Below are 14,610 nucleotides of genomic sequence, written 5' to 3'. Positions count from 1 at the left end.
GGTAAGGCCGAAAATAGCGGGGGCCTCACGCAGGGGCCGGGGTCCGGCTTGCCATCATTGGCGAAGTGATTATGTTGGCCCCGTGGCCGCCTCCTTTGGATGCCGGCTTGGGCGGAATGATGTATCTCGCTGATTAAACAGCAAATTCTCCATAAAAAAATCTCCTTTCCCCTGCCGCCCATTACTGATAGTAGTTGGGTCCGCGTAAGCTGGGCCGGTTGCGCCCGTGCGCCAATCATCGAAAACGCAAGGAATTTGAGCATGGCACTGTGCACGATAGAAGAAGCCATTGAGGAAATCCGCCAGGGCCGGATGGTCATTATGGTGGATGACGAGGACCGCGAGAACGAAGGCGATTTGGTCTGCGCGGCCGAGAAAGTGACACCTGAGGCGATCAACTTCATGGCCACCTACGGCCGTGGGCTCATCTGCCTGCCCATGAGCAACAACATGGCGGACCGCCTCGGCCTGGAGCTCATGACTCAGAAAAACGAGTCCGGGTTCGGCACCAATTTTACCGTGTCCATCGAGGCTCGCGACGGTGTAACCACCGGTATCTCCGCCGCAGACCGCGCCACCACGGTGCTGGCCGCGGTGGCGGACGATGCCACTGCCGACTCCATTGTTACGCCGGGCCACATTTTCCCCCTGCGCGCCAAGGATGGCGGCGTCCTGGTTCGCGCCGGGCAGACCGAGGGCGGTAGCGACATCGCGCGTCTTGCCGGGTTCAAGCCCGCAGCCGTGATCTGCGAGATCATGAACGAGGACGGGACCATGGCCCGTATGCCCGACCTTGAGGAATATTCCGAGAAGCACAACATCAAGATTTGTTCCGTGGCGGACCTCATTGCCTACCGCATGAAGTTCGACGGCAAGTCCGTGGAAAAGGTGGCCGAGGCCGACCTGCCCACCCGTTGGGGGCACTTCAAGTCCGCCGCCTTCAAATCCGAGGCCGACGGCAAGACCCACATCGCGCTCTGGATGGGCGACATCCACCCGGACGAGCCCACCCTGGTCCGCGTACACTCCGAGTGCCTGACCGGCGACGTGTTCGGTTCCCTGCGTTGCGACTGCGGCCCCCAGCTTCAGGACGCCATGTGCATGATTCACAACGAGGGCAAGGGCGTGCTGGTCTACATGCGCCAGGAAGGACGCGGCATCGGCTTGGGCAACAAGATCAGGGCCTACCACTTGCAGGACATGGGCCTGGATACCGTCGAAGCCAACGTCAAGCTCGGTTTTCCGCCGGACATGCGCGAGTATGGCACCGGTGCCCAGATTCTGGTGGCCCTCGGTGTTTCCAAGATGAAGCTGATGACCAACAATCCCAAGAAAATGGTCGGTCTGGAAGGGTATGGCCTCAAGGTTACGGAGCGCGTGCCCATTGAGGTCGGTGCCTGCCAGATCAACGAGAAGTACCTGAAGACCAAGCGGGACAAGATGCATCACATGATCAAGGTGGACCACGTGGAGCACCTTGATAACGTGGATTAGTCCCCGCAACATTGACTTTTGCCGAACCATTGCCGTATGAGCGCAATATAGTTCATTACATTTTGGAGATATGACCATGCCCGTTAAGACCATCGAAGGACAGTTGAACGCCCAGGGGCTGAAAGTCGCCCTGGTGGCCGCCCGCTTCAATGATTTCATTGTCGACCGCCTCATTTCCGGCGCTGTCGATTACCTCGTCCGCCACGGAGGCAGTGAGGAAAACCTGACGCTGGTTCGACTACCCGGTGCCTTCGAACTACCCCTCGCCGCCCAGAAGCTGGCCCAGTCCGGCAAGTATGACGGCGTGGTCGTGCTTGGCGCGGTCATTCGCGGTGCCACGCCCCATTTCGACTACGTCTGCAACGAGTGCGCAAAGGGTGTTGCCCAGGCCTCCATGGCCTCCGGCGTGCCCATGGGCTTCGGCCTGCTGACCTGCGATACCCTGGACCAGGCCATTGAGCGGGCAGGGAGCAAGGGCGGCAACAAGGGCGTCGAAGCCGCTTCCGCCATGCTCGAGACCGTCCGCGTGCTGGAACAGCTCTAAATATGACCGCCAGCAAGAAGGGCAACAAGCCCGGTATCCGCAGGGTGGGCCGTACTTTGGCCTTCCAGGTGCTCTTTGGTGCATGCTTCGATGATCCGAAGCACCCCGTGGACATCAAGACCCAGTTCGACGTCAATCCGCTCGTTATAGAGCAGGATGCCGAAGCCGCTCTGGACTTCGCCCGTGAACTGGTGCTCGGTGTCACCGCCAACCTGAGCGATCTGGACAAGACCATTGAGGGACACTCCCAGCACTGGAAGATCGAACGCATCGCCGTAGTGGAGCGGACCATCCTCCGTCTTTCCCTCTACGAGATGCAGCACACCGATATTCCGGTCAAGGCCGCCATCAATGAAGCCATCGAACTGTCCAAGACGTTCGGCGACAACAAGTCGCGTTCGTTCGTCAACGGCATTCTCGACGGCGCGGCCAAGCAGATGAAGAAATAGCCAACTTACAGATTTTCATAAGGATATAGCCATGGCCTTAGGCAAGTACGATCCGGAAGGCATTGAGGGAAAGTGGCAGCGGACCTGGTCCGAGTCCCGCTGTTTCGAGGTGGAGGCCGATCCGGCCAAGCCCAAATACTACGTGCTCGAGATGTTTCCCTATCCCTCGGGCAAGATTCACATGGGGCACGTTCGCAACTATTCCATCGGCGACGTGGTGGCCCGCTTCAAGTCCATGCAAGGCTTCAATGTGCTGCACCCCATGGGGTGGGACGCCTTCGGCCTGCCTGCCGAAAACGCGGCCATCAAGCATGGCACGCACCCGGCCAAGTGGACCTACCAGAACATCGCCGACATGCGCGCCCAGCTCAGCCGCCTCGGCTACTCCTACGACTGGCGGCGCGAGGTGGCCACCTGCCGCCCCGAGTACTACAAGTGGGAACAGAAATTCTTCCTCAAGTTCCTTGAAAAAGGCTTGGCCTACCGCAAGAATTCGCCGCAGAACTGGTGCCCCGGCTGCAATACCGTGCTCGCCAACGAGCAGGTCGAGGACGGCCTGTGCTGGCGTTGTGATTCCGAGGTGGAGCAGAAGGACATGGAACAGTGGTTCCTGCGCATCACCGACTATGCCGACGAGCTGCTCAAGGATCTTGACCAGTTGGAGGGCGGCTGGCCCGAGCGTGTGCTGACCATGCAGCGCAACTGGATCGGCAAGTCCTACGGTGCGGAGCTGACTTTCCAGGTTAAGGATATGGACGAGACCATCACGGTCTTCACCACCCGGCCCGACACCTTGTACGGCGCGACCTTCATGTCCATCGCGGCAGAGCATCCCATGGTCGAGAAACTGACCGCGGACGCGCCCAACAAGGACGAGATAGACGCTTTTGTCTCCCGTATCCGGAACATGGACCGCATCAAGCGCGGGGCCGATGATCTGGAGAAGGAAGGCATCTTCACCGGCAAGTACTGCATTAACCCGGTCACCGGCGTGGCACTGCCCGTGTACGTGGCCAACTTCGTGCTCATGGGCTACGGCACCGGCGCCGTCATGGCCGTTCCCGCCCACGACCAGCGCGATTTCGAATTTGCCCGCAAGTACGACCTGCCGCTCAAGGTGGTCATCAACCCGCGCGAGCTGAGCGAGAAGGGCGAGGTCCTGGATGTTGCCTCCTTGGACGCTGCCTACGGTGATCCCGGCATTCTGGTGAACTCCGGCGAGTTCGACGGCATGGAGAACGAACCTGCCAAAAAGGCCATTGTCGAGCACTTGGACGCGTCTGGACTGGGTAAGATGGCCGTCAACTACCGCCTGCGCGACTGGAACGTCTCCCGCCAGCGGTTCTGGGGCGCGCCCATTCCGGTCATCTACTGCAAGGAGTGCGGCGTGGTGCCGGTGCCCGAAGAGGACCTGCCCATCCTGCTGCCGGAAAACGCCCAGGTACGCCCGGACGGCCGTTCCCCGCTGCCGGAGATGGACGAGTTCGTCAACTGCACCTGTCCCAAGTGTGGCAAGCCCGCCCGGCGCGAGACAGACACCTTCGACACTTTCTTCGAGTCCTCCTGGTACTACATGCGCTATTGCGATCCGCGCAACGAGGACGCCCCGTTCGACCCCGAGACCGCAGGGTACTGGATGAACGTGGACCAGTACATCGGCGGCATCGAGCACGCCATTCTGCACCTGCTCTATTCCCGCTTCTTTACCAAGGCACTGCGCGATACCGGGTTCATCAAGTGTGACGAGCCCTTCGCCAACCTGCTGACCCAGGGCATGGTGCTCAAGGATGGCGGCAAGATGTCCAAGTCCAAGGGCAACGTGGTTGATCCGGCCGCGATGATCGCCCAGTATGGTGCGGATGCCACCCGGCTGTTCATCCTGTTCGCTTCCCCGCCGGTCAAGGAACTGGAGTGGTCCGATCAGGGCATCGAGGGCGCATTCCGTTTCCTCGCCCGCCTGTGGCGGTTGGTGGAGGATCTGGAAGACACCTTGATTCCGGTCATGCCCGCATCCTACGGCGCACCCAAGTCCGACGCGTCCAAGCAGCTTCGGTTCAAGGAGCACGACACCATCCGTCGCGTTACCCGCGATATCGAGAACGAGTTCCAGTTCAACACGGCCATTGCCGCCGTCATGGAGCTGGTCAACGAAATCTATTCACTCAAGGATCAGCTGGGCGACGAGGCCGAGGCCCTGTCTTCCGCCGTTGCCACGGCGATCACCTTGCTTTCGCCCGTCACCCCGCACATCTGCGAGGAACTGTGGCAGGCCATGGGCCACAAGGACCCGATGGCCGGGCAATCCTGGCCGACCTACGATGAGAAGGCCCTGATCAAGGATCAGGTGACCATGGTCGTGCAGGTGAACGGAAAGGTTCGCGGCAAGTTTGAGGCCGCGAACAATGCGCCCAAAGATGAGGTTGAGGCGACGGCGCTCGGCCAGGAGAACGTTGCACGTTTTCTGGAAGGGAAGACCGTCCGCAAGGTGATTGTTATTCCCAACAAGCTGGTTAACATTGTTGTTGGCTAGTTGGGGTTCATTTGATGTTTGAGGAAGGGCCACCCGAGCGGGTGGCCCTTTTTTTATTTATTGTTGAAGGCAGAGAGCCGGGTTTGAAGCCGTTCGGCTTCAAAATACCTCCATTGCCCTGCGCGGGCGGCGGTTCTTTTTTGCTGGGCCAAAAAAGAACGAAAAAAGGCCCTTGCGAGTAGCCTTGCCGCCTGCGTGTTTCGTCGGAAGCATCCGATCCAAGCGGGACGGCTCCATCTCAGGAAAAGTATAGTTCCGTTTCTCCGCGAACAGACCGAGGCTGCCACCAACCTACCGGGTGGCTCACGGGAGCCGCCTTACCCGCTTGGTCGGCTGCTAACCGCCGAAACACAGGGCTGGTATCAGCGAATTAACTGTGCCGCCCTCCGGGACCGGACGGTTGTCTTCGGAGACTTCTTTTGCGAATGCTCAGGCTCCTGCTTGCCGCTACGACATAAAGACAAGTTCCCCTTATCTCAGCCCTGCGGGGACGCGGCTTAGAAGCTGACCAAACGGCCGGAGCGAATTTTCGCGGCCCGGCGGTTTTAAGCTTCCCGCAATGGGCCACGGGAGCGCAGGCCGTTTGGATCAGATTCTTAGCCCGTCACCGGGGCGATGGACATGGCACCCCGAGAGCGCTTTTTGCTTACTTTTGGGCGCTCTGGTCCAAAAGTAAGTCGCACCTTTAGGGTGAGAAACCCTCTGATAAAAATCCCGCCGGAGGCGGCTTCAACTTTGTATTTTTCTTATGTTTTTATCTTTGATTATCCAGAAGCAGAAAGCCGGGTTTGAAGCCATTCGGCTTCAAAAGCCCTCCATTGCCCTGCGCGGGCGGCGCTACTTTTTGCTGGGCCAAAAAGTAGGAAAAAGGCCCTTGCGAGTAGCCTTGCCGCCTGCGTGTTTCGCCGGAAGCAGCCGATCCAAGCGGGACGGCTCCATCTCAGGAAAAGTATAGTTCCGTTTCTCCGCGAACAGACCGAGGCTGCCACCGTCCGTCCGGGTGGCTTACGGGAGCCGCCTTACCCGCTTGGTCGGCTGCTAACCGCCGAAACACAGGGCTGGTCTCGCCCAAATTAGTTGGAAGATGTTTTTGGGGCCAGAGTCTTTTCTTCAGGACATTTTTGGACAGATGTTCAGGCTCCTGCTTGTCTCAACGGCGTACCGCAAAGCTGCTTCGAAGAAGCTCTGCGGGGACGCGGCTTAGAAGCTGACCAAACGGCCGGAGCGAATCTTCGCGGCCCGGCCGTTTTCGCTTCCCGCCTTGGGACGCGGGAGCGCAGGCCGTTTGGATCAGATTCTTGGCCCGTCACCGGGGCGATGGACGTGGCACCCCGAGAGCGCTTTTTGCTTACTTTTGGGCGCTCTGGTCCAAAAGTAAGTCGCACCTTTAGGGTGCGAAACACTCTAGAGTGAATCCCGCCGGAGGCGGCTCCAACTTTGTCTTTTATCTTTCTCTTCAGCTTTTGTTTTCTATGATTCTTCTTTTGGATTCACCATTTTTAGCCTGCAAAATTTAAGGGCAGCCCTTTCGCCGGGCTGCCCTTGAAAAAAATACAGGATTAGGCCTGTGAGACAGGAACAAGGGCTCGGATTCGCTCCGGGAGGCGCTTTGCCTTGACAAAGTTGGCAATTCTCAAAAGGGCCGTCTCGGTGAGTTCCGTGCCTTCGGCAATGAGGTGAACCTCATCCAAACTGAACAGCGGTTCGTCCAGAATCATGCCGGGCTTGAGATCCGGCAGGGCGAGGTGACGGCGGACATATCCCTTGTCCCCGGCGGTGCCGCGCTCCAGCACATTCACGACCTTCTGGTCGTAGACAGCCCCCTTGCGGCGCAACACGTCAATGGCATCCTGTTTGCCCATACCCTGCTGGACCAGTTCATCGTAGTCCAGGCAGGCCTTGAGGATGCGAGCCTCAGGGGAAAGCGTGGGGTTGTCCAGCAATGCATCGTTCTGATGCTGAATGATTTCGGAAACCCGCTCCATTCTGGGGATGTGGGCCAGCATACCGGCCGTCACCGAGGGGTGCATGGCGTATATCTGCGCCTCCTCAGCCGTAAGCCGCTGCCGGGTAAAGACCTTCGTCATTACTGTATCGGTGAGTGTGACGCAGCCAAGCTGGCTGAGCATGGCCGCCAGATCAAGGTCCAGAGCGGATTTAAGGCCGATGTTTTGTCCCACATATGAGGCGAGCCGCCGCACCCGTTCGCTCCGGCCGAATGCTTCGGGATTAACCAAGCCGAGAATATCGGTGAGGATGCGAATGGATCCCCTGAGCGTGCCGCGCAAGAGCTCCCGTTCGGCCACCACCAGGGAATACTGCTTCATGGCGATGTCCAGGGTGCGGATCATCTCGTCGATGGGGCTGGGCTTGGTCAGAAAACGAAAAACCGACCCTTCGTTGACGGCTGATATGGCGGACTGCAAGTCGGCGTGCCCGGTGAGCATGACCCGCACCGTATCCGGCGACATCTCCTGTACCTTTGCCAGGAAGGTGATGCCGTCCATCTTTGGCATCTTGAGGTCTGAGACAACCACGGCATATGGGCCGCTCTCCTTGACTGCCCGCAATCCTTCGCCTGGTCCGAGCGCCGTTTCCACCTTGTACCGCTTGCGCAGCGAGGCACGGTAGGAGTCCAAAATATTCTGCTCGTCATCTACAAAAAGCACTTTGCGGTCGTTTTTCATGACTGCTCCATATAGCTTTTGCATGCTTCCCGCCACGAGTCTATGTGATCGGCAAGTCCCAAATTCTTAAGCATCTCAAGGTCAAGCGGCTCAAATTGATAGCCGGAGTATTGCCGCAGTTCGTGTTGCAGCACGTTGGCCGTGTGGACGATAATCGTCACCGTGCAGTCCTCGGTGCAGACAATGGGCAGGTGGTGGCCGTGCACGGCCTCCACCACTCGCGCCTTGAATCCCCAGAGGCCGAGCAGGTAGGCGCCAACCTCCGCATGAGTGACCCCGAATTCCAGAGCCTCCGCCTCATGAACAGAGACGCTGTTTGCCCTTACGTATTCCAAAACGTCATTGTACCTGTCCGGCATCTCCGTGGCGAGAACCAGCTTGCCCACGTCATGGAGCATGCCGCTGATGAAGCAATCCTCCACAAACGTATCGTCCTGTTTCTCAAGCGAGGCTATGGCCTTGGAAAAATAGGCCGTTTCCATGCTATGCTCCCAGAGCTTGTGAACCGAATACCCGGCCAGGGAATCGCATTGAATTTCCCGCAGCAGGCTTTCGCCGATGATAAGCCCCTTGAGCGCTTCCACACCGAGCAGGACCACGGCCCGTGCCGGTGACGAAACCTTGTCGTAAAATCCGAAGAATGAGGAATTGACCACCCGCATGAGCGTGGCGGTGATGCCCATATCCTTCTCCACCAGCGCGGCTACGCGCTTGAGGTCCGGTTCCGCCTTGTTCAACTCCTCGGAGAGTCGGACATACAGGTCCGGAATGGCGGGCAGGGAATCGACCCCGGCCACTACCTGACGGACGCCGTCATGGTTTAGAATGTGGCTCAGTTCGGTGACGCGGCGAATGGTGTCCACCACGGTGTCGGAACTGCACGGCTTGCTCAGGAATTGGTGCGCGTGCTTGACCGACTTGAGCAGCAACTGCATTTCTGAATATCCGGAAAGGATCATGCGGACCGCACCGGGCTGCCGCCGCTCCACCTCCTTCAAAAAATCAGCGCCATCCATGCCGGGCATACGCATGTCCGCAATGACCACGTCGAGGGGGTGCTTGTCCACGATCTCAAGCCCGGCGGGTCCGTCGGGTGCGAAATAGCACTTCCATTCCTTGCGCTTGAAATGGAGCATGGTACGGAAACTGTCGAGTATGGACTGGTCGTCGTCCACAAACAGAATCTTTCTTTTCATTGTCTATCCTTGTCGTTATCTCTCCGCTGGCAGGGCAATGACGAAGGTTGTGCCTACACCCACCTCGGACTCAAAATCTATGGACCCGCCGTGTCTTTCCACGATGATGTCATGCACAATGGCAAGTCCCTGTCCCGTCCCACGCCCAACCTCCTTGGTCGTGAAAAACGGATTGAATATTTTCTCCCTGTTTTCCGGCGGGATTCCGCCGCCGGTATCGGCTATGCGAATGACCACTTTCCCGTTCTCCAGCCTGGTGGATACGGTGATGGTTCCCTTGTCGCCGGTGTTGCCGACCACATCGCCGATGGCGTGCGCGGCATTGACGATAATATTGAGAAACACCTGATTGATATCCCCGGCCAGACAATTGACAATGGGGATATCCCCATAATCTTTTACCATATTGGCCACGTATTTCCACTCATTCTTGGCAACGGTGATTGTGTTGGAGAGGGACTCGTTTATGTCGACTCCCTTCATTTTCCCATCACCGGGATGGGCGAAGTTCTTCATGGCCCGGACAATGACGGCCACCCGCTCCGATCCATCCAGGGCGCGGGCGCACGCCTTGGGCACCTCGCGCAGCATGAACTCCATGTCCGCCTCGTCCTCAAGTTCGTCGATGCGTTTGATCATATCCGGGAAGAGCCCCTGCTCCTTGCAGAGGCGAGTCAGCGCTCGTGCCATGGTTATGATGACTGTCAGGTCGGAAAAGGCGTCGTTGACGAACCGGACGGAGTCGCCGATGTACTGGATAGGGGTGTTGATTTCGTGGGCGATGCCAGAGGCGAGTTCACCCACACTTTCCAGCTTCTGGGCAATGTTCAGCCGTCTTTCCAGTGCCGTTCGTTTCGATATGTCGAGGACGATGACGCCGATGTGGTCTTCGCCCCGAATTTCCATATCCACCAGATAGCGGCCCATGGGGAACGTGGTGCCGTCCACGCGGCTGCCCACGCCTTCGGCATATCCCGAATCCACCCCTTCCGGACAAAGCAGGAGTCGGGTGTCTTCCGTAGTGGCGGCAAAGGCTTTACGGCAATCAGTATCCAGGAGTTCCTCAGGGACCAGACCGAACATGGTTTTGATGACCGAATTTGCCCGGATGATTTTTTTGGTGGCCGGATGCAGGATGTAGAATGCCGCGTTGATCCCTTCCAGCAGTGCCGTCACCAGTTGCCCGATCTCCCTGGCGTCGATTTCGGCCTGACGCCGCTCCTGAATTTCCTGAGAAAGTTGGGCGGTCTGCCTCTCCAGGTCTGCCGTTCGAGACGCCATGTCCTGCTCCAGTTCGTCACTCATGGCCTGGAGTCTGTCGTGGGAAATGACGAGCAGCTTGCGTCCGGCCACCTTGATGGCCAGGATGAGCAGGAACATCCCGCAAAACAATACTCCAACGAGGAGCAGTTCAACGTTTCGGATGCTTTTGCCCACAACCCCGCGGTCGACCATTTGCTCCATGGTAATGCCCGGATAGCCGGTTTCGACTTGCATGGTCATTCCGGAAAACGGCGGCAATCCGGCCGTGGTCAGCGTATGACCATGCCACAGAAGCGAGACACTCACGGAGCCGTCCTCCGGAACGTAGAGGAACCGGCACGAAGCAATGTGAATGAACGCGGTCAGCACGCCGGTGTCTTCGCCGTTCGCCATAACCGGAACGGAGAGCTGCCAATAGGCTTCCGGCATTTCTCCTTCTCCCAGCATGACGCTCAGCGTCGGGCCGTGCCCTTTTATCCGCAGCGGTTCATTGCCGCGAGTCAATCGGGAATGGAGGGGGCCCGGCGCACAGATCACACGTCCTTTCGGCACCTGGAGGCAGAAACAAGCCGTGTCGCCGAGCATGGACAGCGAGCTTAATTTCGTTTCCGTATCCGCTTCGGCCCGGCCGGAAACCGCTTCCTTCACCCAGTCCAGAGCCGCGTATTGCTCCAGCTGTGTCATGCGAACCTGGATGTAGTTTCTGAACGCGTGCCGGTGAATGTCCAGCTCACTGCCGAGATTCTTCTTTTGCATGGCGGACATCTCTTTGCCCACCACCCAGACGGATACAGCCATGCCCAGCCCTGTCTGGACAAGGAAAAATGCCGCCAGCAGCAACGTGAACATTCGGTCAAAAGTGGGCTTTCGTCTCTTCTCAAGACGGCCATCGCTGTTTTCCCCTTGTGTTGTGCGGCGGTCCTGTGCTTCCGGCTGCATGCCCATTCTCCTGTTTACACCTTTTCCGCTTGCGGACAATTGTTGCATGAGGGTTGTCTATTCTTACGTTGTACAGGACTTTCAGGGAATTATATTCCATTTTTATCTGGCATGTGGGACTTGCTCCCTTGACAACTGGTAACGCTTGGCTATATTGCCAAATAAAAACGAAGGGGAATCCATGGCAACCAAGAAGGATATCGTCCTGAAAGAACGCTTTGTGGCAAGGGCAGAGGTTATGAAATCCCTGGCCCATCCCTCGCGTTTGATGATGATCGACGAACTCTCGCGCGGCGAACGGTGCGTTTGTGAGCTGCAAGCTCTGGTCGGGCACGATATTTCGACTGTTTCCAAGCATCTTCGGGTGCTTAAGGATGCAGGAGTGGTCATTGACGAGCGGCGGGGGAAACAGGTCTTTTACCGCCTCAAGGTACCTTGTATACTCAACTTTTTTCACTGCATCGAGTCCGTCATCGACGCAGCGGACAAATAGTTTTTTTTCACCTTTTATTTGGCGAAATAGCCAAAAGATAATGCTATGAAAGATTTGCCGAACCAAACTCCATGCAGTTGCTCCAAGTCTCCGGAACCGGAGCAGGAGAAGGAAATGTCCCTGGCACTGCAACTCCTGATCGGGATAGCGGGACTGGCCGTCTGGTATGTCCTGTATCTTCAGCTGCTGCCGTTTGCCGATTGGCTGGCCTATAATCTCTTTGGTCTTGCGCCCGAAAGCCATCTGGGCTCGGCGGTCCAGTTCTTTGCCTATGATACGCCCAAGGTGCTCATGCTGCTGTTGCTGGTGGTTTTTCTGGTGGGCATCCTGCGCTCCTTTGTCACTGTGGAGTGGACCCGGCGCGTACTGGCCGGGCGTCGGGAGTCCGCAGGTAATGTGCTTGCCGCGCTGCTCGGCGTGGTCACACCGTTTTGTTCCTGCTCGGCCGTGCCGCTGTTCATCGGTTTCATGACCGCCGGAGTTCCGCTTGGGGTAACCCTTTCCTTCCTCATCTCCGCGCCCATGGTCAACGAGATAGCCCTGGTGCTGCTTTACGGTTTGTTGGGCTGGAAAGTGGCGGCCCTGTATTTCGGCACAGGCATTGCCGTCGCCGTGGTTTCGGGCTGGGTGCTGGGCCGGATGCGGCTGGAGGGGCACATCGAGGACTGGGTACGGGAAATCCGGGCCGGTGAGGCCGCCATGGTCGACCAGCATATGAACTGGCCCCAGCGTTTCAGCTACGCCCTGGACTCGGTAAAGGACATCGTGGGCCGGGTCTGGAAATACGTGGTTCTCGGCATCGCGGCCGGTGCGGCCATTCATGGCTATGTGCCGGAAGGATACCTGGCCACCATCATGGGCAAGGCCACATGGTGGTCCGTGCCGCTTTCGGTTGTCATCGGCGTGCCCATGTACACCAATGCCGCAGGCATCATCCCCGTAGTGGAGGCCCTGCTGGGCAAGGGCGCGGCTCTGGGCACGGTGCTGGCCTTCATGATGAGCGTCATCGCCCTCTCGTTTCCCGAGATGGTCATTCTGCGCAAGGTGCTCAAGCCGAAACTTATCGCCATTTTCATCTCAGTGGTCGCCTGCGGCATCCTGCTGGTGGGCTACCTTTTTAACGCAATAATCTAAATCAAGGAGTATTCGTATGAAGATTCATGTCATGGGTCCCGGCTGCGCCAAGTGTGTCCAGGCCGAAAAGACGGTCAAGGAAGCGGTGGCGGAAGCCGGTATCGACGCCGAAGTGATCAAAGTTGCCGATTTTCAGGAAATCGCCAAGTTCGGCGTGTTCTCCACCCCGGCCGTGGCCGTGGACGGTGAGGTCAAGGTGGTGGGCAAGGCTCCGAGCAAGAAAGAAGTACTCGGCTGGATCAAGTAACGGCGAATCAAGGAGTGGCAGTCATGTCGGAATGTTCCTGTAGTTGTGGTGCGGCCCCGAAATTCGTCTTTTCCTGTTCCGGTGCCGCTGACGTTGGTGAGGTGGCCGACCAGGCCGCCCGAACGCTGAACCGGAAGGGCGCCCTTAAAATGTTCTGCCTGGCCGGCATAGGCGGCGGGATTTCCGGAATCGTGGAGTCCACCAAAGCGGCTGAAAAAATCGTGGCCGTGGACGGCTGCCCGTTGCACTGCGCCCTCAAGACGCTGGAAAAGGCCGGTTTCACCGAGGTGGAACACGTCCGTCTCGCCGACCTCGGTTTTGCCAAGGGAGAGAGCCCGGCGACGGAAGAGAATATTCAGAAAGTGGTAGCGGCCGTGGAGAAACAGATCGGCTGATCACCGTTGCTTTGCAATAAAAAGGCCCCCGTTCGATACCGAGCGGGGGCCTTTTTATTGCGGCAAAATCTAGAACGGCTTGAACATGCCCCATGACACGCACAGCGCTGCCATGGCGTGGCTCCAGTTGCGGGTCTTGATGCATTCCTTGACCAGCGCTTCCTTCATCACGCACTGGAAATCGCGAAGGAGGCGGAAATTGTCGGCCAGGGCGCGGCGGTCCGGCTGCTCCAGCAGATGGGGAGTGAACCGGACCCGCTGTTTTAGAAAATCGAACACGTTCTCGTCCGGTCGCGGTTCCTGGTCCGTCCGGCCAACCACGAACTGCTCGCCGGGATAGTGGGCGTCTGAACTGACGGCCCAGCCCAGCCCGAAACCACGATCCTCACTGGGCAGGTTCAGGGTCTTGTCCAGCTTGGCTTGCGTCTGGGGAAAATAGTTCTGCGCGCGGGCCGCGTTGATGCGGTTGTCCACGTTCATGGCCGATCCGTTGTGGATTTCCACATAGTCGGCCATGGAGAGCAACCGATGGTAGGCCCGGCGGCTCAGGATATTGCCCGCCGAGGTCCGGCCCATGTGGAAGGGATGGGGAACTATGGAGATGGCCCCGGTCTCGCGGCAGATGGTCCCCACGTCGCGCACCGACCAGCTGAAGGTGCGGTACTCGGCCAGGGCGCGAGCCAGGGCTTCGCGCGTGGGATAGAGGAAAAGGATGTCGATCCCTTCGGACGAGATGCCTTCCACCCCCGGGATGATCTGCAAAGGCAGGTCGGCCGTGGCTTCGGCCAGCCGGTCGTATGCTTCCAGGGGTTTCTTGTAGGCGTGTTCGGTGCACGCCAGATAGTCGAGGTCCAGATGTTTCAGGTACCGGGCGATCTTACGCAGCCGCAGGCGCTTGTTGCGCTCCGGCATACGGTGGATGTTGGTATGGAAATGCAGATCGAAAGTCGCCATGTGTTCGGATTCCCCGGTCCTTATGCCGTCATTCGGCATTGTCGTGCCCCGCATATGCAGGGCAACATTTAAATCGAACCCTCGAATCTTTTCAAATAGCCATTGAGCATCCGCTTGTCCAGAGCCATGTAATAATTTTTCTCGAATGAAGCGGGTGCGAAAACCTGAGTGAGTGGGGACAGGCTTGCGTCATCCAGGAATTTTCCATAGACGGAACATTCATCCACGGATAGAGACAGTCAATGTGGAACTGGCCTATGAGATCGACCAACATAGAGAGGGAAG

Annotated in this window: 12 protein-coding genes; 8 read left to right on the top strand and 4 right to left on the bottom strand. The window is 58.2% G+C overall.

Annotated features, from left to right (window positions below):
- Positions 1-261 precede the first annotated feature (261 nt).
- The 4 genes from ACI0FG_RS13920 (at position 262) to leuS (ending at position 5,017) form a co-directional block, all read left to right on the top strand.
- The gene (locus ACI0FG_RS13920; RefSeq protein ID WP_419785604.1) at positions 262-1,494 is read left to right on the top strand and encodes a bifunctional 3,4-dihydroxy-2-butanone-4-phosphate synthase/GTP cyclohydrolase II; all 1,233 of its coding nucleotides are present in this window, start codon (positions 262-264) and stop codon (positions 1,492-1,494) included.
- 76 nt (positions 1,495-1,570) lie between these two features.
- On the top strand, positions 1,571-2,038 hold the full coding sequence (gene ribH, locus ACI0FG_RS13915; protein WP_419785603.1) for a 6,7-dimethyl-8-ribityllumazine synthase: 468 nt from the start codon (positions 1,571-1,573) through the stop codon (positions 2,036-2,038).
- Positions 2,039-2,040: 2 nt separating this feature from the next.
- Entirely contained in the window at positions 2,041-2,487 is a 447-nt protein-coding gene (nusB, locus tag ACI0FG_RS13910; protein WP_419785602.1) for a transcription antitermination factor NusB, read from the top strand.
- A gap of 31 nt (positions 2,488-2,518) precedes the next feature.
- Positions 2,519-5,017 carry a leucine--tRNA ligase gene (leuS, locus tag ACI0FG_RS13905; protein ID WP_419785601.1) on the top strand — a complete coding sequence of 833 codons (2,499 nt, stop codon included), beginning with the start codon at positions 2,519-2,521 and terminating at the stop codon, positions 5,015-5,017.
- Positions 5,018-6,576: 1,559 nt separating this feature from the next.
- Here leuS and ACI0FG_RS13900 read toward each other — a convergent pair.
- From ACI0FG_RS13900 to ACI0FG_RS13890, 3 genes are read right to left on the bottom strand one after another with little or no spacing between them, the layout of a single operon-like run.
- Complete coding sequence (locus ACI0FG_RS13900; RefSeq protein WP_419785600.1) at positions 6,577-7,704, bottom strand: HD domain-containing phosphohydrolase; 1,128 nt, start codon at positions 7,702-7,704, stop codon at positions 6,577-6,579.
- A complete protein-coding gene (locus ACI0FG_RS13895; protein WP_419785599.1) occupies positions 7,701-8,900 on the bottom strand; it encodes an HDOD domain-containing protein in 1,200 nt (399 codons plus the stop codon). Before ACI0FG_RS13895 ends, ACI0FG_RS13900 begins: the two co-directional genes overlap by 4 nt.
- Before the next feature lie 15 nt (positions 8,901-8,915).
- Positions 8,916-11,102, bottom strand: a complete 2,187-nt coding sequence (locus tag ACI0FG_RS13890) for a PAS domain-containing sensor histidine kinase (protein ID WP_419785598.1) — start codon at positions 11,100-11,102, stop codon at positions 8,916-8,918.
- Positions 11,103-11,283: 181 nt separating this feature from the next.
- Between ACI0FG_RS13890 and ACI0FG_RS13885 the strand changes: the two genes are divergently transcribed.
- The 4 genes from ACI0FG_RS13885 to ACI0FG_RS13870 are packed head-to-tail and all read left to right on the top strand — an operon-like array spanning position 11,284 to position 13,371.
- Positions 11,284-11,595 (top strand): ArsR/SmtB family transcription factor, encoded by a 312-nt coding sequence (locus tag ACI0FG_RS13885; protein WP_419785597.1) that lies wholly within the window; start codon positions 11,284-11,286, stop codon positions 11,593-11,595.
- A gap of 45 nt (positions 11,596-11,640) precedes the next feature.
- Complete coding sequence (locus tag ACI0FG_RS13880) at positions 11,641-12,729, top strand: permease (RefSeq protein ID WP_419785596.1); 1,089 nt, start codon at positions 11,641-11,643, stop codon at positions 12,727-12,729.
- Positions 12,730-12,745: 16 nt separating this feature from the next.
- Positions 12,746-12,976, top strand: coding sequence for a thioredoxin family protein (locus ACI0FG_RS13875; RefSeq protein WP_419785595.1), 231 nt, complete (start codon positions 12,746-12,748; stop codon positions 12,974-12,976).
- A gap of 23 nt (positions 12,977-12,999) precedes the next feature.
- Positions 13,000-13,371 carry a putative zinc-binding protein gene (locus ACI0FG_RS13870; protein WP_419785594.1) on the top strand — a complete coding sequence of 124 codons (372 nt, stop codon included), beginning with the start codon at positions 13,000-13,002 and terminating at the stop codon, positions 13,369-13,371.
- Positions 13,372-13,440: 69 nt separating this feature from the next.
- Here the strand turns inward: ACI0FG_RS13870 and ACI0FG_RS13865 are convergent, their stop codons facing one another.
- Positions 13,441-14,325, bottom strand: a complete 885-nt coding sequence (locus tag ACI0FG_RS13865; protein WP_419785593.1) for a PHP domain-containing protein — start codon at positions 14,323-14,325, stop codon at positions 13,441-13,443.
- Between the last annotated feature and the right edge of the window lie 285 nt (positions 14,326-14,610).

The organism is Pseudodesulfovibrio sp. 7M6 (assembly GCF_050058625.1).
Lineage (GTDB): Bacteria > Desulfobacterota > Desulfovibrionia > Desulfovibrionales > Desulfovibrionaceae > Pseudodesulfovibrio > Pseudodesulfovibrio salinus.
This window is presented reverse-complemented; position numbering and strand designations above follow the sequence as displayed.